Source organism: Devosia sp. ZW T5_3, assembly GCF_044987315.1.
GTDB lineage: Bacteria > Pseudomonadota > Alphaproteobacteria > Rhizobiales > Devosiaceae > Devosia.
Map to the genome: position 1 here is coordinate 199,342 of NZ_JBJDRE010000002.1, position 24,757 is coordinate 224,098.

The 24,757-nt window shown below is 61.4% G+C and carries 24 protein-coding genes; 11 read left to right on the plus strand and 13 right to left on the minus strand.

What is annotated here, in order from left to right; genetic code table 11:
• Window positions 1-6: 6 nt before the first annotated feature.
• The 4 genes from nuoN to ACI3KW_RS03450 all read left to right on the plus strand — a co-directional run bounded on the left by nuoN (window position 7) and on the right by ACI3KW_RS03450 (window position 4,400).
• Complete coding sequence (gene nuoN / locus ACI3KW_RS03435; protein ID WP_404846941.1) at window positions 7-1,452, plus strand: NADH-quinone oxidoreductase subunit NuoN; 1,446 nt, start codon at window positions 7-9, stop codon at window positions 1,450-1,452.
• Window positions 1,453-1,500: 48 nt separating this feature from the next.
• Window positions 1,501-2,283, plus strand: a complete 783-nt coding sequence (locus ACI3KW_RS03440; protein WP_404846942.1) for a biotin--[acetyl-CoA-carboxylase] ligase — start codon at window positions 1,501-1,503, stop codon at window positions 2,281-2,283.
• Between the two features lie 72 nt (window positions 2,284-2,355).
• On the plus strand, window positions 2,356-4,029 hold the full coding sequence (locus ACI3KW_RS03445; protein WP_262167826.1) for a ribonuclease J: 1,674 nt from the start codon (window positions 2,356-2,358) through the stop codon (window positions 4,027-4,029).
• A 119-nt stretch (window positions 4,030-4,148) separates the two neighbouring features.
• Entirely contained in the window at window positions 4,149-4,400 is a 252-nt protein-coding gene (locus ACI3KW_RS03450; protein WP_113120408.1) for a DUF1467 family protein, read from the plus strand.
• On the opposite strand, the gene ACI3KW_RS03455 is transcribed toward ACI3KW_RS03450, so the two are convergent.
• A complete protein-coding gene (locus tag ACI3KW_RS03455; protein WP_404846943.1) occupies window positions 4,397-4,762 on the minus strand; it encodes an MmcQ/YjbR family DNA-binding protein in 366 nt (121 codons plus the stop codon). The genes ACI3KW_RS03450 and ACI3KW_RS03455 overlap by 4 nt on opposite strands.
• Window positions 4,763-5,020: 258 nt before the next feature.
• Here ACI3KW_RS03455 and proS point away from each other — a divergent pair, with 258 nt between their 5' ends.
• Genes proS through ACI3KW_RS03470 form a run of 3 tightly spaced genes read left to right on the plus strand, consistent with a single transcriptional unit; the run spans window position 5,021 to window position 8,416 of the window.
• Window positions 5,021-6,370, plus strand: coding sequence for a proline--tRNA ligase (gene proS / locus ACI3KW_RS03460; RefSeq protein ID WP_404846944.1), 1,350 nt, complete (start codon window positions 5,021-5,023; stop codon window positions 6,368-6,370).
• Window positions 6,367-7,737: an ABC transporter permease gene (locus tag ACI3KW_RS03465; RefSeq protein ID WP_404846945.1), complete on the plus strand. Its 1,371-nt coding sequence runs from the start codon at window positions 6,367-6,369 to the stop codon at window positions 7,735-7,737. The genes proS and ACI3KW_RS03465 overlap by 4 nt, the downstream gene beginning before the upstream one ends.
• Window positions 7,730-8,416, plus strand: coding sequence for an ABC transporter ATP-binding protein (locus tag ACI3KW_RS03470; RefSeq protein WP_404846946.1), 687 nt, complete (start codon window positions 7,730-7,732; stop codon window positions 8,414-8,416). The genes ACI3KW_RS03465 and ACI3KW_RS03470 overlap by 8 nt, the downstream gene beginning before the upstream one ends.
• A 133-nt stretch (window positions 8,417-8,549) precedes the next feature.
• On the opposite strand, the gene ACI3KW_RS03475 is transcribed toward ACI3KW_RS03470, so the two are convergent.
• The 7 genes from ACI3KW_RS03475 to ACI3KW_RS03505 form a co-directional block, all read right to left on the minus strand.
• On the minus strand, window positions 8,550-8,969 hold the full coding sequence (locus tag ACI3KW_RS03475; protein ID WP_404846947.1) for an HIT family protein: 420 nt from the start codon (window positions 8,967-8,969) through the stop codon (window positions 8,550-8,552).
• A 3-nt stretch (window positions 8,970-8,972) separates the two neighbouring features.
• Window positions 8,973-10,094: a hypothetical protein gene (locus ACI3KW_RS03480; RefSeq protein WP_404846948.1), complete on the minus strand. Its 1,122-nt coding sequence runs from the start codon at window positions 10,092-10,094 to the stop codon at window positions 8,973-8,975.
• A 57-nt stretch (window positions 10,095-10,151) separates the two neighbouring features.
• On the minus strand, window positions 10,152-11,324 hold the full coding sequence (locus ACI3KW_RS03485) for a GNAT family N-acetyltransferase (RefSeq protein ID WP_404847042.1): 1,173 nt from the start codon (window positions 11,322-11,324) through the stop codon (window positions 10,152-10,154).
• Between the two features lie 82 nt (window positions 11,325-11,406).
• On the minus strand, window positions 11,407-12,168 hold the full coding sequence (locus tag ACI3KW_RS03490; RefSeq protein WP_404846949.1) for a glycerophosphodiester phosphodiesterase family protein: 762 nt from the start codon (window positions 12,166-12,168) through the stop codon (window positions 11,407-11,409).
• Window positions 12,169-12,228: 60 nt separating this feature from the next.
• Window positions 12,229-12,687, minus strand: a complete 459-nt coding sequence (locus ACI3KW_RS03495) for a RidA family protein (protein ID WP_035096850.1) — start codon at window positions 12,685-12,687, stop codon at window positions 12,229-12,231.
• On the minus strand, window positions 12,684-14,009 hold the full coding sequence (locus ACI3KW_RS03500; RefSeq protein WP_404846950.1) for a DNA polymerase IV: 1,326 nt from the start codon (window positions 14,007-14,009) through the stop codon (window positions 12,684-12,686). Before ACI3KW_RS03500 ends, ACI3KW_RS03495 begins: the two co-directional genes overlap by 4 nt.
• 2 nt (window positions 14,010-14,011) lie before the next feature.
• Window positions 14,012-14,290 carry a DUF3572 family protein gene (locus tag ACI3KW_RS03505; RefSeq protein WP_404846951.1) on the minus strand — a complete coding sequence of 93 codons (279 nt, stop codon included), beginning with the start codon at window positions 14,288-14,290 and terminating at the stop codon, window positions 14,012-14,014.
• A gap of 100 nt (window positions 14,291-14,390) precedes the next feature.
• Between ACI3KW_RS03505 and ACI3KW_RS03510 the strand changes: the two genes are divergently transcribed.
• A complete protein-coding gene (locus tag ACI3KW_RS03510) occupies window positions 14,391-14,762 on the plus strand; it encodes a response regulator (protein WP_035096845.1) in 372 nt (123 codons plus the stop codon).
• A gap of 82 nt (window positions 14,763-14,844) precedes the next feature.
• Window positions 14,845-16,215, plus strand: a complete 1,371-nt coding sequence (locus ACI3KW_RS03515; protein WP_262167810.1) for a PleD family two-component system response regulator — start codon at window positions 14,845-14,847, stop codon at window positions 16,213-16,215.
• A 376-nt stretch (window positions 16,216-16,591) separates the two neighbouring features.
• Here the strand turns inward: ACI3KW_RS03515 and rpmG are convergent, their stop codons facing one another.
• The 3 genes from rpmG to rnr form a co-directional block, all read right to left on the minus strand.
• Entirely contained in the window at window positions 16,592-16,759 is a 168-nt protein-coding gene (gene rpmG / locus ACI3KW_RS03520) for a 50S ribosomal protein L33 (protein WP_035096841.1), read from the minus strand.
• A gap of 95 nt (window positions 16,760-16,854) precedes the next feature.
• Entirely contained in the window at window positions 16,855-17,250 is a 396-nt protein-coding gene (locus ACI3KW_RS03525) for a DUF983 domain-containing protein (RefSeq protein WP_262167806.1), read from the minus strand.
• Window positions 17,251-17,254: 4 nt separating this feature from the next.
• A complete protein-coding gene (gene rnr, locus ACI3KW_RS03530) occupies window positions 17,255-19,537 on the minus strand; it encodes a ribonuclease R (RefSeq protein ID WP_404846952.1) in 2,283 nt (760 codons plus the stop codon).
• A gap of 171 nt (window positions 19,538-19,708) precedes the next feature.
• Between rnr and ACI3KW_RS03535 the strand changes: the two genes are divergently transcribed.
• The gene (locus ACI3KW_RS03535) at window positions 19,709-20,086 is read left to right on the plus strand and encodes a GIY-YIG nuclease family protein (RefSeq protein WP_404846953.1); all 378 of its coding nucleotides are present in this window, start codon (window positions 19,709-19,711) and stop codon (window positions 20,084-20,086) included.
• Between the two features lie 208 nt (window positions 20,087-20,294).
• On the opposite strand, the gene topA is transcribed toward ACI3KW_RS03535, so the two are convergent.
• Window positions 20,295-22,943: a type I DNA topoisomerase gene (gene topA / locus ACI3KW_RS03540; protein WP_404846954.1), complete on the minus strand. Its 2,649-nt coding sequence runs from the start codon at window positions 22,941-22,943 to the stop codon at window positions 20,295-20,297.
• Between the two features lie 126 nt (window positions 22,944-23,069).
• Window positions 23,070-23,471: a hypothetical protein gene (locus tag ACI3KW_RS03545; RefSeq protein ID WP_404846955.1), complete on the minus strand. Its 402-nt coding sequence runs from the start codon at window positions 23,469-23,471 to the stop codon at window positions 23,070-23,072.
• Between the two features lie 265 nt (window positions 23,472-23,736).
• On the opposite strand from ACI3KW_RS03545, the gene ACI3KW_RS03550 reads away from it, so the two are divergent.
• On the plus strand, window positions 23,737-24,756 hold the full coding sequence (locus ACI3KW_RS03550; protein ID WP_404846956.1) for an aldo/keto reductase: 1,020 nt from the start codon (window positions 23,737-23,739) through the stop codon (window positions 24,754-24,756).
• Window position 24,757: the final 1 nt, after the last annotated feature.

The following is a 24,757-nucleotide window of genomic DNA, read 5'->3' on the forward strand; positions in this document are numbered from 1 at the left end:
AGTCCCGTGAACTCTGACGTTATCGATTTCGCGAGCCTGGCTCCTGCCTATCCCGAAATGCTGCTGGCAATCGGCGCGATCGTGCTGCTGCTGGTTGGTGTGATCATCAACAAAGAACGCTCGCTGCTGATTTCCTATCTGGCGGTCGTGCTGCTTGCGGCCGTGGCCCTGCTGGTCATGTTGCAGCCGGTGGATGGCGTGATCTTCAACGGCGTGTTCATCGCCGATGGCTTCGCGCGTTACATGAAGGTGCTGGTGCTGGGCGGTTCGGCCTTTGCGCTGCTGCTCTCGCTGCCCAATGCGGTCGAGAACGGCACGCACAAGTTCGAATATGCCATCCTCGTTCTGCTGGCGACGCTCGGCATGATGATGATGGTTTCGGCCAACGATTTGATGAGCCTTTATGTCGGCCTCGAATTGCAGTCGCTGGCGCTCTATGTGCTCGCAGCCATCAAGCGCGACGACAGCCGCGCGACCGAAGCGGGTTTGAAGTATTTCGTGCTCGGCGCCCTATCCTCCGGCATGTTGCTCTATGGTGCTTCCTTCCTCTATGGCTTCACCGGCCACACCAATCTGCAGGAAATCGTCATCGCCATCGCCAATGAGGGCCGCTCCATCGGTCTGGTGTTCGGCGTGGTGTTCCTGCTCGCCGGTATCGCCTTCAAGATTTCGGCCGTGCCGTTCCATATGTGGACGCCCGACGTCTATGAAGGTGCGCCGACCCCGGTAACGGCCTTCTTCGCTACGGCGCCCAAAGTGGCGGCGATGACGCTGATGGTTCGCCTCGTGATGGATACGTTCGCGCCGATCGCCCATGACTGGCAGCAGATCGTCATCTTCCTCTCGATCGCCTCCATGGTGCTGGCAGCCTTCGCCGCCATCGGCCAGAAGTCGATCAAGCGCCTCATCGCCTATTCCTCCATCGGCCATGTCGGCTTTGCCTTGGTGGGTCTCTCCTCCGGCACCCAGGTGGGCGTCGAGGGTGTGGCGATCTATATGGCGATCTATGTCGCCATGACCGTGGGGCTGTTTGCGTGCATTCTCTCGCTGCGTAGCGAAGAGGGCTATGTCGAGAATATCGACGATCTGGCGGGCGCCGCGCAGACAAGGCCATTCGTCGCCGCCATCATGGCCATCCTGATGTTCTCGCTGATCGGCATGCCGCCGCTGGCCGGGTTCTTTGCCAAGTGGCACGCCTTCCTGGCCGCTATCGATGCCCAGCTCTATGTGCTGGCGGTGATCGGCGTGCTGGCCTCTGCCGTCAGTGCCTTCTACTATCTGCGCGTGGTCAAAGTGATGTATTTCGACGAACCGGTCCGCAAGTTCGCGGCGGTTCCGGCCGAGCTCAACATCATCATGGCGGTGAGCGGTTTCCTTATCGTCACCTATTACTTCACGGTCGGTAGCCCACTGGCAAATGCCGCGCATACCGCCGCGGGAAGCCTGTTCTAGGTGGCGGATTTCGCACTGGGTTCAAAAGCGCGCGCGGCCGGGTATCGGTTGCGCGCGTTTGACTCGATCGGCTCGACCACCGCCGAGGCCGTGGCTGCGGCCGCGGCGGGCGATGCCGGCGGCATCTGGTTTGTGGCCACCGAGCAAACGGCGGGTCGCGGTCGGCGGGGCAGGGTTTGGGTGCACACGCCGGGCAATCTGGCGGCGACGCTGTTGATTGTCCCCGACGCCGACCCCGCTTTGGCCGCAACATTGGGCTTTGTGGCCGGTGTCGCTATCGGCGTGGCCCTCGACAGAGTACTGCCCGCCGGCACCGTTAAGGTTGGCCTTGATGGCGCAGACGGCCTCGACGGCAGGAGTCGCGTGGCGCTGAAATGGCCCAATGACGTTCTGGCCGATGGCGCCAAGCTGGTTGGTATTGCCCTTGAAGCAACCAAGCTTGGCGATGGCCGCCATGCAATTGCCATTGGCATCGGCGTCAATATTGTTGCGGCGCCGACCGATTTGCCCTATCCGGCGACCAGCCTGGCCGAACTCGGCGTCACGCGCTCTGCGCAGGATGTGTTCGAGGCGCTCAGCGATGCCTGGGTGGAAACCTTCCGTCTGTGGGATGATGGCCGTGGCATTAGCGACGTGCTCAAGCGTTGGCGCGAATCCGCCGCAGGCATTGGTGCACCCGTAGCGGTGAACCAGAACGGCGCCATTGTGCGCGGGATTTTTGAAACAATCGATGACGCGGGGCGACTGATCGTCCGCGCCAATGATGATAGTCGCATCGCGATTACGGCGGGCGACGTGCATTTTGGGGCAACGGCCAGCGCCCGAAGCTGACCACAACTATAGCGCGGCGACCGGCAACCAAAGTTGCGACCGGCGCCACGCCCGAAAGGACTAAACTGACCCATGGCTAAAACCCAAAGGGATGAACTCGTCTTTGTGCCGCTTGGCGGCGTCGGCGAGATCGGCATGAATATGGGTGCTTACGGCTTCGGCCCCGAGCGCTCGCGCAAATGGATCGTCGTCGATTGCGGCGTCAGCTTCGGCGGGCCCGACCTGCCGGGGATCGAGCTGATCATGGCCAATCCTGAATTTCTCGAGGAGCGCGCTGATGACGTGCTCGCCTTGATCCTCACCCACAGCCACGAAGACCATTACGGCGCTGTGCTCGACCTGTGGCCGGGCTTTGAAAAGCCCGTTTATGCCACTCCGTTCACAGCCGCCATGCTGGCCGCCAAGCGGGCAGGGGATGGCATTGTCGAAAATGTCGACATCACCATCATGCGTCCGGGCAAGCCGTTCACGGTCGGCCCGTTCACCATCGAAGCCATCAACGTGGCCCACTCGATCCCCGAGTCCAATGCCCTGCTGATCTCGACCCCGGTCGGCCGTGCCCTGCATACCGGTGATTGGAAGCTTGATCCGACGCCCGTTGGCAATGCGCCCACCGACGTCGCACGCTTGCAAGCCATTGGCCAGGATCGCACCACGCCGCTGGCGCTGATCTGCGACTCCACCAATGCCATGAAGGACGGCGAAAGCCCGAGCGAAGCCGAGGTTGCAGCAACGCTCGCCGCCCTCATCGCCGAAGCGCCGCACCGCGTGGCCGTCACTACTTTTGCGTCCAATGTCGGCCGTGTCATCTCCATCGTCCGCGCCGCTCACAAGGCCGGCCGGCAGGTCGTTATGTCCGGTCGCTCGCTGCACCGGATCACCGGCATTGCCCGTGAATTGGGCATGCTCGAAGGCCTGCCGCCGCTGCTCGATCAGGACGCCTATAAGAGCGTGCCGCGGGACAAATGCGTGTTGATCTGCACCGGTAGCCAAGGAGAGGCCCGCGCCGCAATCGCCCGTATTGCCCGGGGCGAGCACCCCGTGATCGACCTGACCGCTGGCGATCGCATGATCTTCTCGTCCTGGGCCATTCCGGGCAACGAGCGCGAAGTCATCGACATCCAGAACCTGCTGATCGACAAGGGCATCGAGATCATCACGCAGAAGGATGGCCTGGTGCACGTCACCGGCCACCCCCGCCGCGATGAGCTGCGCAAGCTCTATGAATGGACCAAGCCGGATGTGCTCATTCCCGTGCATGGCGAGGCGATGCATCTGGACGCCCATGCCAAGTTGGGCCGCGAGGCTGGCATTGCCAATGTGTGCGAAACGCGCAATGGCGATCTGGTTCGCCTGTTCCCCGAGCCCATGGTGCATCAGGCCGAAGTGCGCACCGGCGAGCTCTATCTCGATGGTCTGGTGCTCTGCACGCCCGAGGAAAGCGGCGTAAAGGGCCGCCGCCGGCTGTCCTTTGGCGGCCATATCGTGGTCAGCCTCTGCGTCAATGGCTCGGGCCATGTCGTCTCGGGCCCCGATCTGGTCATCGAAGGCCTGCCCGAAACCGAAGATGAATCGCTGACCGATCTGGTCGAAGACACCATTGCCGGCGTGCTGAAATCAGTGCCGGCCAAGCGCCGCAGCGATACCGAAGTGCTGAACTCGGCTCTGTTCAAGGGCATCCGCAACGAGGTCAATGCCTATTGGGGCCGCAAGCCCAACGTTTCGGTCTTCGTGCACCGCGTCTAGGCGAGACGGAATGTCCCACCGGCAAGTTGCTGGTGGGGCTGTCGGAACAAAGCACGGGGCGCTATTGTCGGCGCCACGTCGTTTGCCTGCCGGGGCAGAGCGCCCCTAAGGAAATTCAAATGCAGATTGGCTCATTGCTCGCCGTATTCTTCGTCATTTGGTGGCTGTCTTTTGTCGCCGTGCTGCCGATCGGCAATCAGAGCCAGTCCGAGGCCGGGGGCGAGATCGTTGCCGGCACCGATCCCGGCGCGCCGGTGAGCCCGCGCCTGTGGCGCAAGGTTGGGATGGCAACGGCTCTGGCCGTGGTCTTTACCGGCCTGCTGTTCTGGGGCTTGGGCAACGAAACCCTGCATCACTACTGGAACCGCTAGGCACGCCGAGTCTTGCCTATAGCGTGGATATGCGCCATGGCGAGCGCTGCCGCCAAGTCCGCTTCAGTGGCATTGGCCAGGATAATGGTCGTCCAGCCCTTGCGGCCCCACGCATTGTTGATCGGCTGGAAAATGTCGGGCGCGAGCTGGCATTTGAACTCCTGCTCATCTGGCGTCAGTGCAAGATTCGCGGTCAATTCGTCGGCTGCCAGGGTCACAAAGATGCGATCCACTTTGAATGCCGCCCGGTTGAAATGCGGCGCTTCTGTCGTGCCCGGCAAAGCAAGTGCCAACCGCCTCAAATCCGCTGCTATGGCCATGTTTTGTCCGATCCTGCCGACGGAAACAAAAAAGCGGGGCACAAGGCCCCGCTGGATTGAGTTTGTTCGACAATACGCTGGTCTTAGGCGCGCTCATAAAGCGGCTGCCAACGCTCCTCCCTTGACGTTGTCGACGTCCAGCGGTTTAAACCGCCTTTGTTTTATTGCGTGGGACCCTAACAACTTGTCCCATAGCTGTCACCTAGATTCTGCATGCCATCCATGCTTGCATCGGATGGACGAGTAGGATTTCAGTGGGCATCAAGAGAACCCATGAGTCGATCCTGTCGCGGAGCCGAAATGCGCCTGTCTCGTTATTTTTTGCCGGTGCTGCGGGACGTTCCCAAGGATGCCGAAATCGCCTCCCACCGCCTGATGCTGCGGGCCGGGATGATCAAGCAACAGGCCTCAGGTCTCTATTCCTGGCTGCCGCTCGGCTACAAGGTGCTGATGAAGGTTCAGGCCATCATCGAGGAGGAGCAGAACCGCTCCGGCGCGATCCAATTGCTGATGCCTACTATCCAGTCGGCCGATCTTTGGCGCGAGAGCGGGCGCTATGATGCCTATGGCAAAGAGATGCTGCGCATCGAGGATAGGCACGAGCGCGAATTCCTCTATGGTCCCACCAATGAGGAGATGATCACCGACATCTTCCGGACCTATGTGAAGTCATACAAGGACTTGCCGCTCAATCTTTATCACATCCAGTGGAAGTTCCGCGACGAGGTCCGTCCGCGCTTCGGCACCATGCGCAGCCGCGAATTCCTGATGAAGGATGCCTATTCCTTTGACCTGAACAAGGAAGACGCCGTCAAAGCCTATGAACGCATGTTCGTGGCCTATCTGCGCACCTATGCCCGCATGGGGCTGACGGCCATTCCGATGCGCGCCGATACCGGTCCCATTGGCGGCGATCTCAGCCACGAATTCATCATTCTGGCCGATACCGGCGAAAGCGCGGTGTTCTGCGACCGCCGCCTGCTGGACAAGCCCATTCCGCCCAAGGACATCGACTTCCGCGGCGACCTTAAGCCTGTGTTCAACGATTGGACCTCGCTCTATGCCGCGACCGAAGACATGGTCGACATGGCCGAGTTCGAGGCGACAGTGCCAGAGGAACATCGGGTTTCCGCACGCGGGATCGAAGTCGGCCATATTTTCTACTTCGGGACCAAGTACTCCGAGCCGATGAAGGCGACCGTGACCGGTCCCGACGGCAAGGAAATCATCGTGCATGGAGGCTCCTACGGCGTCGGACCGTCTCGTCTCGTTCCCGCCATCATCGAGGCCTTCCACGACGATGCGGGCATTGTCTGGCCCGTATCGGTGGCGCCGTTCGAGGCGGTGCTGATCAATCTCAAGGCGGGTGATGCCGAATGCGACGCGGCCTGCGACAAGCTCTATGCCGAGCTGAATGCCGGGGGTCTCGACATGCTCTATGACGATCGTGACCAGGGGGCAGGGGCCAAGTTCACCACTGCCGATCTGATCGGCATCCCCTACCAGATCATCCTGGGGCCACGCGGGCTCAAGGCCGGCGAAGCCGAAATCAAGCACCGCAAGACCGGCGAGCGCGAAACGCTGCCGATCGCTGACGCCGTTGCGCGTCTCAAGGGCCTGATCGAACCGCAAAGAAAGACCGACATTTGACCGATCTGGGGCAGCCGGCGCTCAACAAGGGCACCAAGCCTTTCTCCCGCTTTGAATGGATGATCGCCGGCCGTTACCTGCGCGCCCGTCGCAAGGAGGCGTTCATTTCGGTGATCGCCAGCCTCACCATGGTGGGTGTCGCCATCGGCGTGGCGACGCTCATCGTCGTTATGTCGGTGATGAACGGGTTCCGCGGCGAGCTGCTGACCAAGATCCTGGGGCTCAACGGGCATTTTACGGCCTACCCAATCGAACGCGAGTTCACCGACTACAAGGAAACGGTGGCTTCGCTCCAGAATATTCCCGGTGTGTCGTTCGCCGTCTATTTCGTAGAGGGACAGGTGCTGGCCTCGGGCCGGGGCAGTTCCACTGGCGTGACCGTGCGCGGCATGGACGAAGAGAATATCAAGAAGCTCAAGCTGCTTTATGGCGCTGCCAGCCAGGGCGGTTGGGACAGCTGGGACACTTCGGGCGGCATCGCCATCGGCTACCGGCTTGCGCAAACGCTGGGCGTGTCGTTGGGCGATCAGGTGCAGATCATCAATCCCGATGGCGCCATGACGCCGTTCGGCTCGACACCGCAGATCCGCTCCTATCCGGTGAGCGTGATTTTCGATCTCGGCATGGTCGAGTTCGACAGCTTCTTCATGTACATGCCGATCGAGCCGGCACAGGATTATTTCAAGCTCTATAAGGACGTGCTCAAGCCGGGACAGGCGACGCTCGACCCCATGGCGACGGACGCCGAAATTGACGCGGCCTATGATCGCGTTGGCCAAGCCTCGGCCGCTGAGGTGTTTATCGATGATCCCGACAACACCACCGTCATGCGGCAGCGCATCGAAACCGATCCGAATACGCGTCCGCTGATCCTGACGGACTGGCAACAGCGCAACGAAACCTTCTTCTCGGCCCTGCAGGTCGAGCGCGTGGTGATGTTCACTATCCTGTCGATGATCATCCTCGTGGCGGCGTTCAACATCATTTCCAGCCTCATCATGCTGGTGAAGGACAAAAGCTCCGATATCGCGGTGCTGCGCACCATGGGCGCCACGCGTGGCTCGATCATGCGCATTTTCTCGATCACCGGCACCACTATCGGCTTTATCGGCACAATAGCCGGGCTGCTGCTGGGCCTGCTGGTAGCGTCCAACGCCGAGGCCATCCGCGCCTTCGTGTCCAACACGCTGGGCGTGGCTATCTTCCCGCCTGAAGTGTTCTTCCTGTCCTCGCTGCCCTCCAAGACCGATCCGCTCGAAGTGACGGTCGTGGTCGGGCTGGCCCTGGGCCTCAGCTTCCTTGCTACGCTTTACCCGGCCTGGCGCGCCGCCCAATATGATCCGGTCGAGGCCCTGCGTTATGAGTAAGCCGCATTTGGTTCTGACCGACGTCCACCGCCATTATGGCAGCGGCGATACGATCGTTCGTGTGCTTGAGGCGGCCAATCTGACCGTCAAGAGCGGTGAGATGGTCGCGCTCGTCGCGCCCTCCGGCGCCGGCAAGTCGACCCTGCTGCATCTCTCGGGCCTCTTGGAGAGCCCGCAGGGCGGGGAAATCGAGATCACGGGCATCAAGACCAGCCAACTGGGTGATCGCGGTCGTACGCAGCTGCGCCGGTCTACGGTGGGCTATGTGTATCAGTTCCACCACCTGCTGCCCGAGTTCACCGCGCTCGAAAATGTCACCATGCCACAGCTCATCGCGGGCAAGGGCCAGGCCGAGGCAGACAAGCGCTCAATGGAACTGCTTGACCTGCTGGGCGTGGGCCAGCGGGCGACGCATCGGCCGGCCGAATTGTCCGGCGGCGAGCAACAGCGCATCGCCATCGCCCGGGCCGCCGCCAATCATCCCAAGGTAATCCTGGCCGACGAGCCGACAGGCAATCTCGACCCTGAAACCAGCGACCTGGTCTTCGCAGCCCTGGGCAGCCTGATCAAGACGGAGGGCGCCGCGGCCCTGATTGCCACGCATAATCATGACCTTGCCCGCAAGGCCGACCGTATCGTCACGCTGCGCAATGGACTCGTGATCGATCATTCTTTGTGATTATTGAACCCTATCGCCATTGGGCGCATTCTTCTGCTTGGAGGAACGCGCCCATGGCTATGCTAATGATCATCGCGATCACCGCAATTCTGGCGACTTTGACGGTCGTCCACCGGCCGGACTAGCGCCTGCGCTAAAGCGCTGCGGCGATGTCCTTGGCCAATGCAATGAGTTCCGCATCGTCGGCTCGCCCGCCACCGGCATGAGTTCCGAGGGCTGTCCCGTCATAGACCGGGATGATGTGGAAATGCAGGTGGAACACGGTCTGCCCGGCCGCCGCCTCGTTGAACTGAGCCACACGCACGCCATCGGCTCCGGTCGCGGTCTTGGCGGCTTTCGCCACACGCTGCACCAGCGGGATCACTGCGGCCAGAGCAGCCGGATCAGCATCCAGCAGGTTGCGTGACGCTACCTTCGGAATGACCAAAGCATGCCCCCGCGATTGCGGAAAAATGTCCATCATGACCAAGGCAGTATCGTCCTCATAGACCTTATGCGCCGGCAATTCGCCGCGCAGGATTTTGCCGAAGATATTGGTGGGGTCATAGGCCATGGTCTATTCCGCCGGCTCGAGCTGATCGGGCTGGCCCTTCTTAAAACGAAAACGGAAGTAGTTGAGCAAGGCGAGGCCGGTAAAGGTCACCGGCACGTATTTGAAGCTGCGGCGGATGAAGAACAGGCTGATATTCACCGCCGTCGCCGCACTCATCGCGCCCTTGCCCATGGCCGAGGTGAAGGAGGAGGGGACGATATGCCGGTAAATCAGCGCATCAGAGCGATAATAACGCCCCGCCACGGAAGCAAAGGCGCGCTTGGAGCCCGAGTAAGCCTTGAGCTCTTCCAGCCCCATATCGCCATGGAATTCGACTTCTGACCCCAGCGCCCAGACTTCGGGTGGCGCCAGACGCGTCTTGCCCATTTCGGTGAACAGCTCGGTCAGGTCGCGGAAGGTGACGAAATTGGCATTCCAGCAATCGTCGCTCTTGGCCCCATGCGCCAGGACCAGCACATCGGCCCGGGCCAGCTTTTCACGCATGCCATCATAATTGCCGGCCGAGAAATCCACGCCTGATTTGGCTGTCTCGACAATCCCGCCCAGCTTTTCGAGCTTTGCCACCATGGCCGAGCCAAAGGCGCCCGAGGCGCCCGTGACCAGGAAATGCCGGCCCTCGATCTGGCAGCCCGTGCCAAAAATCATGTCGAACACATTGGTGAAGGACGAGAAGAAATTGTGCGGATAGACGTGGTGCATGGCGTGGTAATTATTGTCCACCCAGAGCAGGCCCTGCTGTCCGCCGACACGATCCATCGACATGTGGTTGTAGTCCAGGCCCTCTTCCTTGAGCGTCATCGCCAGCATCACGGTGCGGATGGCCGCAACCAGGGCGACAGGAGGCCAGGGGAAAACGAAGAGGAAAATCAGCGTCCCGGCCATCCCGGTCAGGTACTCGGGCAGGATATGGAACCAGATGTTTTGCTTGGCATAGGCAGGATTGATCTTCATATCCAGCCCAAGAAACTTGTGGTGCACCCAGTGCCACGACGAGAAGACGCGCAGCAGCTTGAAGCGCGATCCCTCCCATTTGTGCAGCGTCCAATGCAGCGCATCGAATAGCGCTGTCGAGACGATGAACACCAAGGCAGTCTGTAGGGCGAAGACGATAATATCCCAGATCATGGCATTCTACATAGCGGGCAGGGCGGACCGGTGGAAGTGGCGATAGTGCCACGCCGGCTAGTGGTCCGTCCGCTCGCCTTTGCGGAAGGGCGTATGCGCATCCAGCAGCAGCTGTTCATGCGTCACCGACATGCGTTCATGTTCGAGGAAATCGGCTACAGCGTGGCGCAGGCCGGGATGAGCTATCCAATGCACCGAATAGGTCGGTGTCGGCTCGTAGCCGCGCGCCAGCTTGTGCTCGCCCTGCGCGCCGGCCTCAACCACAGCAAGCTTATGGGCAATGGCGTAGTCGATGGCCTGATAATAGCAGAGTTCGAAATGCAGGAACGGCACATCCCGCGTGCAACCCCAATTGCGGCCGAAAATCCGGTCTGAACCGAGGAAATTGATCGCTCCAGCAATCGGGGTCGGCCCGTCATAGGCCAGCATCAGCACGATGCGGTCGGCCATGGTTTGATTCAACAGCGAGAAAAACTCGCGGTTGAGATAGGGCCGGCCCCATTTGCGGGCGCCGGTATCCTCGTAGAAATCGTAGAAGGCATCCCAATGATGCTCCATCAAATCGCTGCCGCTGAGCCATTTGACGGTCAAGCCATCGGCCAAGGCGTCGCGGCGCTCGCGGCGGATGGTCTTGCGCTTGCGCGATGACAGCGTTTCGAGGAAATCCTCGAAGCTGGCAAAACCCTGGTTGAACCAGTGAAATTGCGTATCCATCCGCTTCAACCAGCCGTCACCCGCGATCAGGTCGGCCTCGGCCTCCGGTACGAATGTCGCGTGAACCGAGGAGGCTTTTCGCTGCTCGGCCAATTGCTGAGCGGTGGAGAGCAGGGCGGCCTGAATGGCCGGGTCGCCCGAGGGCACCAGCAGCTTGGGCGCCGTGGCGGGAGTGAAGGGCACCGAGCATTGCAGCTTGGGATAGTAATTGCCCCCGGCGCGCTCATAGGCGTCGGCCCAGCCATGGTCGAACACATATTCGCCCATGGAATGCGACTTGAGGAATAGCGGCATCATGCCCATCGGCCGGTCAGCGTCGGCCAGCACGATGTGCTGCGGCTGCCAGCCCGTGCGGCCCGTGGCGCAGCCGGACTGCTCCAGCGCCAGAAAGAACGCATGGTCGAGAAACGGATTATCGGTCTTGCCGCCGGTGGACGGCACCAAGGCATTCCAAGTCTCGGCGGGAATAGCCGCGGTTGATGGATAGATCGTTGCAGTCAGCGAAGGGGAGGGGATAGCGGGAACTCCGGGCGGAGGTCAGCAGGTTCGCTAACATAGGTCGCGTTGCCCGGCATTAAAAGACCGCAGCCCCGTCCAATCACGCAGATTTGGCGGGGTCGAAACCCTCAAAGACGATCTGGTCGGCATGCGCCAGGGCCGCGTCAGCTGCCGCCTGCGAGCGGATGGTCCAGGCCGTGACGGGCTTACCCAGGGCGCGCCAGAACTTGATGGCGGGCAGTTCAAGTGCATCCGCCGCACAGGAGATGAAATCAAACTGCGTCTCGTGCCAATGCAGCAGATGGCGCAAGGTGTAACGCTGATCGTCGGTCAGGTTCTCGTCGCCGTCCTCGGGCTCGTAGTCATAGGTGATGATGCCGCGCGGTCCGGTAAAGCCAAACTGACGAACTAGGCTGATCAGCTTGGGATCAAACGATTCGACCGTAACCGGCCCGGTATACGACTTGAGCGCCTCCGCAGCCGCGCGGGCCAGCAGCTGTGTGCCGCCAATGTCGCGCTGATGCTTGAGCTCGACCTGCAACAGCGCCCGGCCATCGATCTGCGCCAGAAAGTCCCCGAAACGCTGAGGACAATCGCCCTTGGCGCTGTCCAGCAGCGGCGTCACGCTCAGCTCGGCCCAGGTGATATCGGCGACCGCGCCGTCCTTGCCCGTCAGGCGTTTCAGATCATCGTCGTGAAACACCACGGGCACACCATCGCTGGTGAGCTGCAAATCGCATTCGATGGCGAAATTGCCGACAATGGCTGCCTCGAATGCGCTGGCGCTGTTCTCGATGATGCCCGCTGCCCGATCGTGCAGGCCACGGTGCGCAACGGGACGGGGAAAGAGCGGTTCGGACATGGTGTGCCTCATCTTGGGTTCGGGCCTCAGTGGCACCGCAATGTGACGCTGGCGTTACGCTCAGACCTCGACGACTGCTTCGATCTCCACAGCTGCGCCGAAGGGCAGGGACGCAACGCCGAAGGCTGCGCGAGCATGCTTGCCCTTGTCGCCCAGCACGCCGACCAGCAGGTTGGAGCAGCCATTGGCCACCAGATGCTGTTCGGTGAAGTCAGGGGTCGAGGCGACCAGAACCGTCACCTTGAGGATGCGCTTGATATCCTGAAGCGGTACGCCACCCATATGGACGATCTGGGAGAGCACGTTGAGCGCAGCCAGTTCGGCGGCATTCCCTCCCTGGACAACGTTCATCGTGTCACCCAGTAAGCCGGTGATCACGCCGCCTTCATTGCTCGAAATCTGCCCCGAGACATAAAGAATATTGCCGGTCCGGGTGACCGGAACATAGCTGGCCACCGGCGCCTTGGGGGCGGGCAGCTCATAGCCATATTCACGGAGCTTTTCGATCGGGCTGGTCATCTGGTCTTACCTTCGTTCTGGTCGTCATCGATATCGAGCGGCGGCGGCGCCTGCCGTTTTCCATAAAGCTTGCCCCGGACCACTGCCTCGCGGCCAAACCGGGTGCGAACCCGATCCATGGCGCGTTCGGCGGCAGCCTTGCGGGCCACTGCCGGCTCCAGCAAATCCGCCGGATCGGTCCCATCGGCCGGTTCAATACCCGAAACACCGATTCCAATCAGCCGGAATGCGGTGCCATCGATCTCGCGACCCAGCAGCGACAGCCCGGTTTCGTAGATCACACTGGCAAGCTGCGTGGGGATCATCAAGTGCCGGGCGCGCGTACGCAAGCGGAAACCGGCAGATTTCAGCTTCAGCGTCACCGTATCGCCGACGATATTTTTGGCCTTGAGCCGCTCGGAGAGGCGTTCGGTGACATGCAGCAACTCGGTGGAGAGGGTGTCAAGTGAGCTAATATCGGTATTGAATGTCGTCTCCGAAGAGACCGTTTTCATTTCGCTATCCGAAGAAATCCGGCGGCTATCCTCGCCCCGAGCCAGCCGCGCCAGCCGGGCGCCCATTTCACCGTAGCGGCGCATCAGATTGTCCGGCGGCTCGTCCTGCAATTGGCCAATGGTCACCAGCCCGTCTTTACGCAGGGTCTCCGCCAGCACCTTGCCGACGCCATAGATCAGGCTGATCGGTTGCGGTGCGAGGAAGGATAGCGTTTCGGCAGCGCCGATCACGGCAAAGCCGCGCGGTTTATCGAGATCGGACGCTACCTTGGCCAGGAACTTGTTGTGGCTAAGCCCTACCGAAATAGTGACGCCAATCTCGGTCTCGATGGTCCTGGCAAAGCGGGCTAGCACCAGAGCCGGCGGGGCTTTGTGCAGGGCCTGGGTGCCCGAGAGATCGAGAAAGGCTTCGTCGATGGATAGCGGCTCAACCAATGGGGTGAGCGCATCCATATGCCGCCTGATCTGGCGACTGACCTCGACATATTTGGCCATATTGGGCTTGATGATGATGGCGTCGGGACACAGTTGCCGCGCCTTGAACATCGGCATGGCCGAGCGCACGCCGGACTGGCGGGCGATATAGCAGCAGGTGGACACCACGCCGCGTACGCCGCCGCCGATGATCAGCGGCTTGTCGCGCAGCGAAGGATCGTCGCGCTTTTCGACCGACGCGTAGAAGGCGTCGCAATCGACATGGGCCGTGGTCAGTGCAAACAGCTCCTCATGGGCCCGCAAGCGCGGCGACCCGCAGCCAGGGCAGCGCTGTGGCGCGGCATTGGCGGAGCCATGCGCTAGGCAATCGCGGCAGAGCCAATCGATCGCCATATCTACCCCGATGGGTTGAGGCGCTGCCACACGCGCATGAACGCTTCGGGCGTTATGCCGGTATTTGCGCAGAGGGCGAGCAGAATCGACTCGTTTGAGGCAAAGTAGTCTACGAGCCCGTGCTGCAGCGCGGATGAGCCGACGGAGCGGCGCAGCATATCGGGGTCAAAACCGGCAAACTGCATGAAAGCCAGCAGTTCGTCGGGATTTTCTGCGAGATAGCCCAGGCAGGAATCGGCGAGGCTTGCCACATCGGGTTGTGCAGTCTGCGTACGGGGCAACGCCAAGCCTCATTTGGTGTTTTGTAAGAGATAGCATGGTAGCTGAACGGGGCGGCAAAGCGAAGTGTCGCCAGCGCCCCGGCGGCGCGAGGATGGATCGATGCCCAAGACTGTGATGATCGTGGAAGATAACGAGCTGAACATGAAGCTGTTCAACGATCTGCTCGAATCGCGCGGCTATGCCGTTATCCAGACCCGGAACGGGATGGAAGCACTCGACCTTGCCCGCGCCCACCATCCCGATCTGATTCTCATGGATATCCAATTGCCTGAGGTTTCGGGCCTGGTTGTAACCAAATGGCTCAAGGACGACGAGGACCTAGCCCATATTCCAGTTATCGCCGTCACCGCCTTTGCCATGAAGGGCGATGAGGAGCGGATTTTGCAGGGCGGCTGCGAGGGATACATTAGTAAGCCCATCTCCGTGCCTCATTTTCTGGAAACTATTGCCCACTATATTGGCCCGGCCTGAACGGTCGTCTTCAAGGCCGATCCGGCTTGCTCCGAACCCGCAGTGGACGCTGCAGGGTGGGCAATGAGCTGAAGGCTGCCAAGTGACTGCGCGCATTCTCATCGTCGACGACATCCCAACCAATGTTCGCCTGCTCGAGGCGCGGCTGAGTGCGGAATATTTCGATGTCGTAACCGCTTCGTCCGGCCAGGAAGCCCTCGATATCTGCGAAAGCTCGGATGTCGACATGGTGCTGCTCGACGTCATGATGCCCATCATGGACGGCTTCGAGGTCTGCCGGCGGCTCAAGGCCAATACCCGCACCCATCACGTGCCGGTACTGATGATCACCGCGCTCGATCAGCCCTCCGACCGGGTCAAGGGGCTGGAGGTCGGCGCCGACGACTTCCTGACCAAACCGGTCGATGACATGCAGCTGATGGCGCGGGTCAAAAGCCTGGTGCGCCTCAAGTCTTTGACCGATGAGCTGCGCTCTCGCGCCGTGACTGGCCAGCAGATTGCCATCGAGGATTCGTTCCGCGCGATGGACAAGATCAATGCCGATAACGGCTCCATTCTCATCGTCGATACCGATGCGCGCCACGCTGAGCGCATCAAGGCCTATCTGGCGCCCGGCCACCGGGTCGATGTGTTGACCCAGCCGGCGGACGCCGTGTTCCAGGTGACCGGCGCGCAGTATGAGCTGGCGCTGATCACCATGTCGCTCACCGATTTCGATCCGCTGCGGGTCTGCTCGCAGATTCGTACGCTTGAGCATACGCGCAACCTGCCGATCATTCTGGTGGCCGATGAGGCTGACCGGCCCAAGGTGGTGCGGGCGCTGGATCTGGGCGTCAATGATTTCATCATGCGGCCGGTGGAGCGCAATGAGCTGGCGGCGCGGGTGCGGACGCAGATTCGGCGGCAGCGCTATGCCACCGAGTTGCGCCACAGCGTCAACCAGACCATGGCCATGGCCGTCACCGACGACATGACGGGGCTTTATAACCGGCGTTATTTCGAGCGGCATCTGGGGGTTATGCTGAGCAAGGCTCAGAGCCAGGGGCGCGATATGGCGCTGATGATCCTTGATGTGGATCACTTCAAGGCCGTCAATGATACCTATGGCCACGACATCGGCGATTCCGTGCTCAAGGAGTTCGCTAACCGATTGAAACGTAACGTCCGCGGGGTCGATCTGGCCTGCCGTTTTGGCGGCGAGGAATTCGTCGTGCTGATGCCCGATACCGATGTTCGGCAGGCAGAATCGATTGCCGAGCGGGTGCGGCAGTCAGTGGCGGAGCGGAGTTTTGAGGCTGGGGCGGGGCGGATGATCGGGGTGACGGTGTCGGTTGGGGTTACGCTCAATGAGAGTTTGAGCGATACGCCGGAGACGCTGATCAAGCGAGCTGATGTGGCGCTGTACCGGGCCAAGCGCGAAGGCCGCAACCGGGTGGTGTTCGACGCAGCCTGAGAAAGCTGCAATTGGACGCGTTAGGGTTATCCGTTATAATTAACAAGAACTTACCGGCGCCAGACGCCTGGATTTGCTTGAGTTTCCGGGGTGCCGGAGTAGGGTCCAAGCAAGCCGCGGGGCACTACTTACGCATCCGCGCTCACAGCTCCCTACGGCCTGTCTCGGGAATGCCGCAACTCCTGAGCCCCGTGGGGCGGCTGGTCCGGACGCGGATAGAGTGGCCTCTTCGACATGCCGCTCCGGACCAGCCACTTATGCCTTTACGCTAGCGGACTGCTAGCATCGACGTCGCATTTGTCGCGCTAATGACAACCAGCAAAAAGCCCCGCATCGATGATGCGGGGCTTTTGCATTTCAGATCGAAGGCGCCAGATTACTTGATCTTGGCTTCCTTGAATTCGACATGCTTGCGCACGACCGGATCGTATTTGTTGTACGAGAGCTTCTCGGTCTGGGTGCGGGCGTTCTTCTTGGTGACGTAGTAGAAACCAGTATCGGCCGTCGACACCAGCTTGATCTTTACGGAGGCGGCTTTGGCCATTCTTCGGGTCCTTCACAAAACCAAAGGCGCTGCGGATGGCAGCGCCGGAATTTGGGCGCAACCTACGGATTTGGCGCCGATTGTCAAGCTGCAGTTCAGGCTTGCGCCGGGTGGCCGAAGCCATGCATGCGCCTGGCCCACTGAAAACCGACAATTGCCCCCTTGGTGGAGGGCAGAATGGCCAGCGGCAGGATGATGGCCAGCGGCACCATGGTGTAGATATAGAGCATGGGATTGATGTGCCAGGTCATTTCCATGTGCAGCATGACGGCGACCAGCAGGTGGCCGACAATCATGATGGCGATATAGGGCGGGAAATCGTCGGCGCGGTGCAGATCGAGCTGCTCGCCGCAGGATGCGCAATAATCGGTGACCTTGAGGTAGGACTTGAACATCTTGCCCTTGCCGCAATGGGGACACTTGCACATCGTGCCGCGCCCGATGGCCTGCCAGGTTTGCCGATCTTCCAAAGTCGTGACCTCCGCGGTCATTTCATCACCTCTTTTTGCGGCCCTTGGGCCCGTAACTCCTAGATGGGCGCTTCTGCCCGCGACGCACAGATGACGGATTGACGCGCGTCCCTTCGGACAGCAATTCGAACCGCATGGCCCCGGCAATCGGGGCAACTTCGAGTAGCCGCACGGTTACGCGATCGCCCAGGCTGAACTTTTCGCCGGTGCGCTCGCCCACCATGGACTGCATCTCCTCGACATAGCGGTAATAATCCTGCCCCAGAGTGGAGGCGGGGATAAAACCATCGGCGCCAGTATCGAGCAGGCGCACGAAGAGGCCCGAACGGGTGACGCCGGAAATGCGGCCCTCAAAGCGGGCGCCGATCTGCGCGGAAAGGAACTGCGCCAGCAGGCGGTCGGCAGTTTCGCGCTCGGCCAGCATGGCGCGGCGCTCGGTGGCCGAGATGTGCTGGCCAATGCCGGTGAGCTTGAGCCCTTCCTGCTCGGACAGGCCATCGCTGCCCAGGTCCAGCGCCTTGATCAGCGCGCGGTGAACGATGAGATCGGCATAGCGGCGGATGGGCGAGGTGAAGTGAGCGTAGCGGTCGAGGTTGAGGCCGAAATGGCCGTAATTCTCGGGCGCATATTCAGCCTGGGCCTGGCTGCGCAGCACCATCTCGCTGACCTGCTCGACATTGCCCGCCTTGCGGGACTGGGCGAGCACGCCATTGAAATCGCTGGCGCGAACGGAATCGGACTTCTTGACCGCGATGTCGAGCGAGCCGAGGAAATCGCGCAAAGCCTGCAGCTTTTCGCTGCTGGGCTCGTCATGCACCCGATAGAGCAGGGGCGAGCGCTTGGATTCGAGCGTTTCGGCCGCCGCGACATTGGCGGCGATCATCATCTCTTCGATCAGGCGATGGGCATCGAGTCGCTCGGGAATGCGGATATCCTTCACCAGACCCTTGTCGTCGAGCACGATCTTGCGCTCGGGTAGATCGAGATCAAGCGGGCCACGCTGGTCACGCGCCTTGGCCATGGCGGCATAGGCGGCCCAGAGTGGGCGCAGGATGGGCCCGAGGATCGGCCCCGTCTTGTCATCGGGATTGCCATCAATGGCGGCCTGGGCCTGCTGGTAGCTCAGCTTGGCGGCCGAGCGCATCAGCACCCTGTGGAAGCTGTGGCTGCGCTTGCGGCCATCGGCCCCCATGACCATGCGGACGGCCAGCGAAGCGCGTGGCTCGGCTTCCTTGAGCGAGCATAGCTCATTGGAGATGCGTTCGGGCAGCATGGGCACGACCCGGTCGGGGAAATAGACCGAATTGCCGCGCAGATAGGCTTCGCGATCCAGCGCCGTGCCGGGACGGACATAGGCGGCGACGTCGGCAATGGCGACATAGACAATGAAGCCGCCGGGATTGGCGGCGTCCGTATCGGGCTCGGCGTAGACGGCGTCGTCATGGTCCTTGGCGTCGGGCGGATCGATGGTGACCAGCGGCAATTCGCGCCAGTCCTCGCGGCCCTTGAGCGTCGCCTCCTTGGCCTCTTCGGCCTCACGGGTGACGCTGGCCGGGAAGCGGTAGGGGATTTCGAGGTTGTGGATGGCGATCAGGCTGATGGCGCCTTCCGACATCGGATTGCCGATGACGGCGACGACCTTGGCGCGCGGAATCATCAGGCGGCCGGATAGCTTGACCTCGACTTCGACCAGATCGCCATCGCTGGCGGTCAGCAGGTCGCCCAGCGGAATGCGCATTTCCTTCTGCTTGCGATCGACCGGGATCAGGCGGGCGCCATCATCGTCCATGCGGACAATGCCGATCTGGCCCTTGCGGGGCTTGTCGAGGATTTTCATCGGCTTGGCGGTATAGACCGGCACTTCGGCCTCGCCGGCATCGATGCGCGCCAGAATGCGGTCGCCAGGGGCGGGCGCAACGCGGGCGTCGCGGCCCTGGATGACGGTGACGCGTGGGCGTTCGCCTTCTTCCTCGTTCCACTGCGCGGGGAAGGCGTGGAGATTGTCCGGGTCGGCATCGCTCGGGATGTCGAGCACAGTCACGTGGGGCAGAGCGGCGGTGCGGCGCAGGGCCTTGCGGGTGCGGGTGATAATCCCCTCACCCTCAAGCTCGGCCAGCATGGCCTTGAACGGCCGACGCATATCGCCACGGATGCCGAAGACCTTGGCAAGATCGCGTTTGCCCTTGATGTCGGACTGCTGGGCGAGCGCTTCGAGCAGCTGTTCGCGGGTCGGCAGAGCGCCAGCAGCGGGTTGCCGCGCGCGCCTGGGGCCGGAGGTGTTTTTTGGTTTTTTGGGTGGGATGGGCATTCAAAATGTTTCTGTGTGTTGAGTGATAGATAGGGCAAATCCGTGGGGATTGCCAATTTTGGGTGGTGAGGGGGTGTTTGTGTGTGGTGCGGGGCCAATTTCACCCACCGCATCTCCCTCGGGCTTGACCCGAGGGCCTGCCGGTGAACCACTGAGCCGGATTGAAGCATTGTGCCGCTGGAGAGTGGCCCTCGGGTCAAGCCCGAGGGAAATCCGGTGGTTGGCCGGGATTTGGGGCCAAAGCTCGAAAGCGAGAAGATGGCGGCCTGGGTTTACATCATGGCAAACCGCAAGTTCGGGACCGTCTATGTCGGTGCCACAGGCGATCTCATTCGCCGGGTGTGGGAGCACAAGAACGAGGTGGTTCCTGGTTTCACCAAGGAACATCACTGCCATTTGCTGGTGTATTTCGAGGAACACCAGAACATGCACCGGGCGATGCAGCGCGAGCATAATATCAAGCACTGGGTGCGGGCGTGGAAGGATGAGCTGATCGAGAAGGATAATCCCGAATGGGATGATTTGTACTTTGGGCTCGGGATTGGGTGACGGGCGTCGCATTGGGTGGCGACGCACGGGTTAGTCAAACCACCGGATCTCCCTCGGGCTTGACCCGAGGGCCACTCTCCCGACGCACACTCGTTGGGGCGCATCAACGAACGTGTGCCGATCCCGAAAGGCCCTCGGGTCGAGCCCGAGGGAGATGCGGTGGGGAGGAGAGTGGGGTGCCTCGAGTGAGGAGAGAGGATGTGTCTTCCTAGAACGGCACATCCTCGTCCGATACGACCTTCTTCACCGCAACCTTCTTCGGAGCCGCTTTCTTGGCGGCGGGCTTTTCAGCAGCAGCTTTAGTTGTCGCCTTTTTTGCTGCCGGCTTCTTGGCAGCGGCTTTCTTTGCCGGAGCCTTCTTCACCTTGGTGCCGGTGGCCTCGGCGCGTGCCGCGATCCACTGCACGGCCTGGTCGAGCGTTACCGCCTCGGGTTGGACGTCCTTGGGGATGGTGGCGTTGATCTTGCCCTGGTTGACATAGGGGCCGTAGCGGCCGGCGCGGACGGTGATGGGGCCGTTGTCGTGCTCGAAGGTCTGGATGGCAGCGACCGTTGCGCCACCGCCGCGCTTGAAGCCGCCAGCGGCTTTCTGGGCGATCAGGTCGACGGCGCGGTTGAGGCCGACGGTGAAGACCTCTTCGACGTCGGGCAGGTTGGCATATTTGCCATCATGCAGGACGAAGGGACCGTAGCGGCCTATGCCAGCGGATATGGGGAGCTGCGTCTCGGGATGCAAGCCCACTTCACGGGGAAGCGAGAGCAGCTTGAGGGCTTGTTCGAGATTGAGCGTGGCCGCTTCCCAGCCCTTGGGCAGGGAAGAGCGCTTGGGCTCCTTGCCTTCGCCGAGCTGGACATAGGGGCCGAAACGGCCGGTCTTCAGATAGACCTCTTCGCCCGATTCCGGATCGGTGCCCAGAATGCCATCGCCTTGTGCGGCTTCGCTGGACTGGCCGGAGGCCGCGTCCGAAAGCTGCATGGTGTGCTTGCATTCGGGATAGTTGGAGCAGCCGATAAAGGCGCCGAACTTGCCCAGCTTGAGTGAGAGCTGGCCGGTACCGCAAGTGGGGCAGCGGCGCGGATCCGAGCCATCTTCCTTGGGCGGGAAGATGCGGCTGGCGAGGAGTTCGTTCAGCGCGTCCAAGACTTCGGAAACGCGCAGATCCTTGATCTCGTCGGTGGCGTGCGTGAAATCCTTCCAGAAGTCGCGCAGCACGGTCTTGTATTCGAGTTCGCCTGCTGAAACCTGGTCCAGCTGTTCTTCGAGGCCCGCGGTGAAGCCGTATTCGACATAGCGGGTGAAGAAGCTCTCGAGGAAGGCGGTGACGATGCGGCCGCGATCTTCGGGATGCAAAGCCTTGCCCTCGAGGCGGACATAGTCGCGGTCCTTGAGGGTGGTCAGCGTGGCCGCATAGGTCGAAGGGCGACCAATGCCGAGCTCTTCCATCTTCTTGATGAGGCTGGCTTCGGTATAGCGGCTGGGCGGCTGGGTGAAATGCTGCTCGATATCAACCGCTTGCAGATCAGGCTTGTCGCCCACGGCGAGGGGCGGCAGCTCGCGGCTGTCCTCATCTTCCTCGTCCTCGTCGGATTTGACCTCGACGCCATAGAGCTTGAGGAAGCCGGGGAAGGTGACGACCGAGCCGACGGCGCGCAGTTCGACCTGGCGAGCAGGCACGTTGACGGCGATATCGACCGTGGTGCGATCGATCTCGGCGGATTTCATTTGCGACGCAAGCGTACGGCGCCAGATCAGGCCATAGAGCTTGGACTGGTCGGCATCCAGATTGAGGTTTTCCGGCCGCTTGAACATGTCGGTGGGACGGATGGCCTCGTGCGCCTCTTGGGCGTTTTTGGCCTTGGTCTGATAGATGCGGGCTTTTTCCGGCAGATATTCCTCGCCGAAATATTTGCCGATGACCGAGCGGGCCATGGCAATGCCCTCGGGCGCCATCTGCACGGCGTCGGTACGCATGTAGGTGATCAGGCCGTCTTCGTAGAGGCGCTGGGCGATCTGCATGGTGCGACTGGGCGACAGCCCGAGGCGCGAGCTGGCATCCTGCTGCAGGCTCGACGTGGTGAAGGGCGCGTAGGGATTGCGCTTGGTCGGCTTCTTTTCAACGTTGGAGACGTTGAACTGACCGGCCTCGATCAATTGCTTGAGCTCGGCGGCATTCTCGCCGGTCTTGATGTCGAGCTTGTCGGTCTTCTTGCCATCGACGGAGAAGAGGCGGGCGAGGAAGCTCTTGCCCTTTTGGGCGAGCTTGGCTTCGACCGACCAATACTCGTCGGCCTTGAACTTTTCGATCTCGGCTTCGCGGTCGGAGACCAGACGCAGCGCCACCGATTGCACGCGGCCGGCCGAACGGGAGCCGGGCAGCTTGCGCCAGAGGATCGGCGAAAGGGTGAAACCCACGAGGTAATCGAGAGCGCGGCGGGCGAGATAGGCGTCCACCAGCGGCATATCGATGTCGCGCGGCTTGGCCATCGCGGCGGTCACGGCATCCTTGGTGATGGCGTTGAACACCACACGCTGGACGGTCGTGTCCTTTTTGATCGCCTTCTTGGCGCGCAGCACATCCAGAATATGCCAGGAAATCGCTTCGCCTTCGCGGTCAGGGTCGGTGGCGAGGATCAGGCCATCGGCACCCTTGAGGGCGTTGGCAATGTCGGCAACGCGCTTCTTGGAGGCCGTATCGACCTCCCAGGACATGGCGAAATCTTCATCCGGACGGACCGATCCGTCCTTCGCGGGGAGATCGCGGATATGGCCGAAGGACGCCAGGACTTCATAGCCCGAGCCCAAATATTTGTTGATTGTCTTGGCTTTAGCCGGACTTTCAACGACGACGACCTTCATGGATATTCCGTTCCGCAACCGCTTGTCTTGAGGTGGCGCAACATGGTGAAGGCGGAGGGTCGTGTCAACGGCCCCTGTCCAAACGGGCTCGGCCCCTTGCAAAAAGGACCGAGCAAAGTCGTTGGATCAGGCGAGGCGCGCCTTGCGGGAAACCGCCGGGGTGTTGCTGGAGAATACAGTCCAGGCGAAGATCAGCACGCCGGCAAAAACGACCAGCGAGCTCACCGCCACCAGGGGTTCGACTGCGGTGACGCCCTGTAGCAGCAAGTAGAGCGAGACGGCCATGATGGCGACGCCGGTGGTGTAGACACCGAAGTGAATGAAGGCGAGGCGCCGTTCGGCCTTGGCGGGATTGAGCGCGTAATAACCGCCGAACAGGGCACTGGTCACCCAGCCGAGCAGGTTGATGTGGGCGTGCGCGCCGATCACATTGTGGTTGTGGCTGATCGACATGTGGATGCCGATCCCGATCCCCACGATCAGGAACAGAATGGCAGCCTTGAAGAACAGGTTGGACACTTTTGGCATTTTTATCTCCCCATGCCCGTTCGGGCCTCCCCCCGGAGCCGATCACGAGCCGCGTAAATCTACGCCTTTCCAGGGGGTTTCGCCACGCAGAAGCGCAGTTACAACGTTGCAGCCTTGTCAGGGTGGACGGTTCTGTGCAGGAATGGTGGTGGTCGCCCATCAGGCGAACCGTTTCACACATTCAGCCAAACTGGCCATCGCGTGTTGAGCTCGTCAGTGAGTTCGCCGCTGGCTGCATGTCAGGTCACCCCAGGAGGAATGGACCATGGAATACCGCAAACTCGGCAACAGCGGCACGATCGTCTCGCATTTGTGCCTGGGCACGATGACGTTCGGCAAGGAAGCCGACGAGGCGACCTCGCATCGCCTGCTGGATGATTATGTGGCGGCCGGGGGCAATTTCATCGATACGGCCGATGTTTACAACGCCGGCGCATCCGAAAGCATTATCGGCAATTGGCTCAAGGCCGATGCCAGCCGCGCCAACAGCGTGGTGATCGCCACCAAGGCGCGCTTTCCCATGGGGGAGGGGCGGAACGATGTGGGCATATCGCGCAAGCATTTGCGCTCAGCGCTTGATGCCTCGCTCAAGCGGCTGGGCGTAGAGCAGGTCGATCTCTATCAGATGCACGCCTTCGACGCGGTGACCCCGCTCGAGGAAACGCTGCGCTTTCTCGATGACGCGACGCGTAACGGCAAGATTGCCTATTATGGCTTTTCCAACTTTACCGCCTGGCAGCTGACCAAGGCGGCGTATCTGGCCAAACTCAACGGCTACCAGCCGCCGGTGACGCTGCAGCCGCAATATAGCCTGCTCTCCCGCGATATCGAACACGAGATCGTACCGGCCTCGCTCGACGCACAGATCGGGCTGTTGCCCTGGTCGCCGCTGGGCGGCGGTTGGCTGTCGGGCAAATATAAGCGCGATCAGGCGCCAACGGGCGCAACCCGGCTGGGCGAAAACCCCAACCGCGGCATGGAGGCCTTCGAGGCGCGCAATGCCAAGGACAGCACCTGGGCGGTGATCGGCGCGGTCGAGGACATCGCCAAGGTCCATAATGTCAGCATGGCGCAGGTCGCGCTGGCCTGGGTCGCGGCGCAACCGGCAGTGACATCGGTGATTCTGGGCGCGCGGACGCGGGAGCAACTGGCCGACAACCTCAAATCGGCGGCGCTCAAGCTGAGCCAGGCCGACCTCAATGCCCTCAGCGAGGCGAGCAAGCCCGTAGTCGGTGACTATCCCTATGGCACCGCAGGCATCAATCAACGCAACCGTGGTCGCTAGT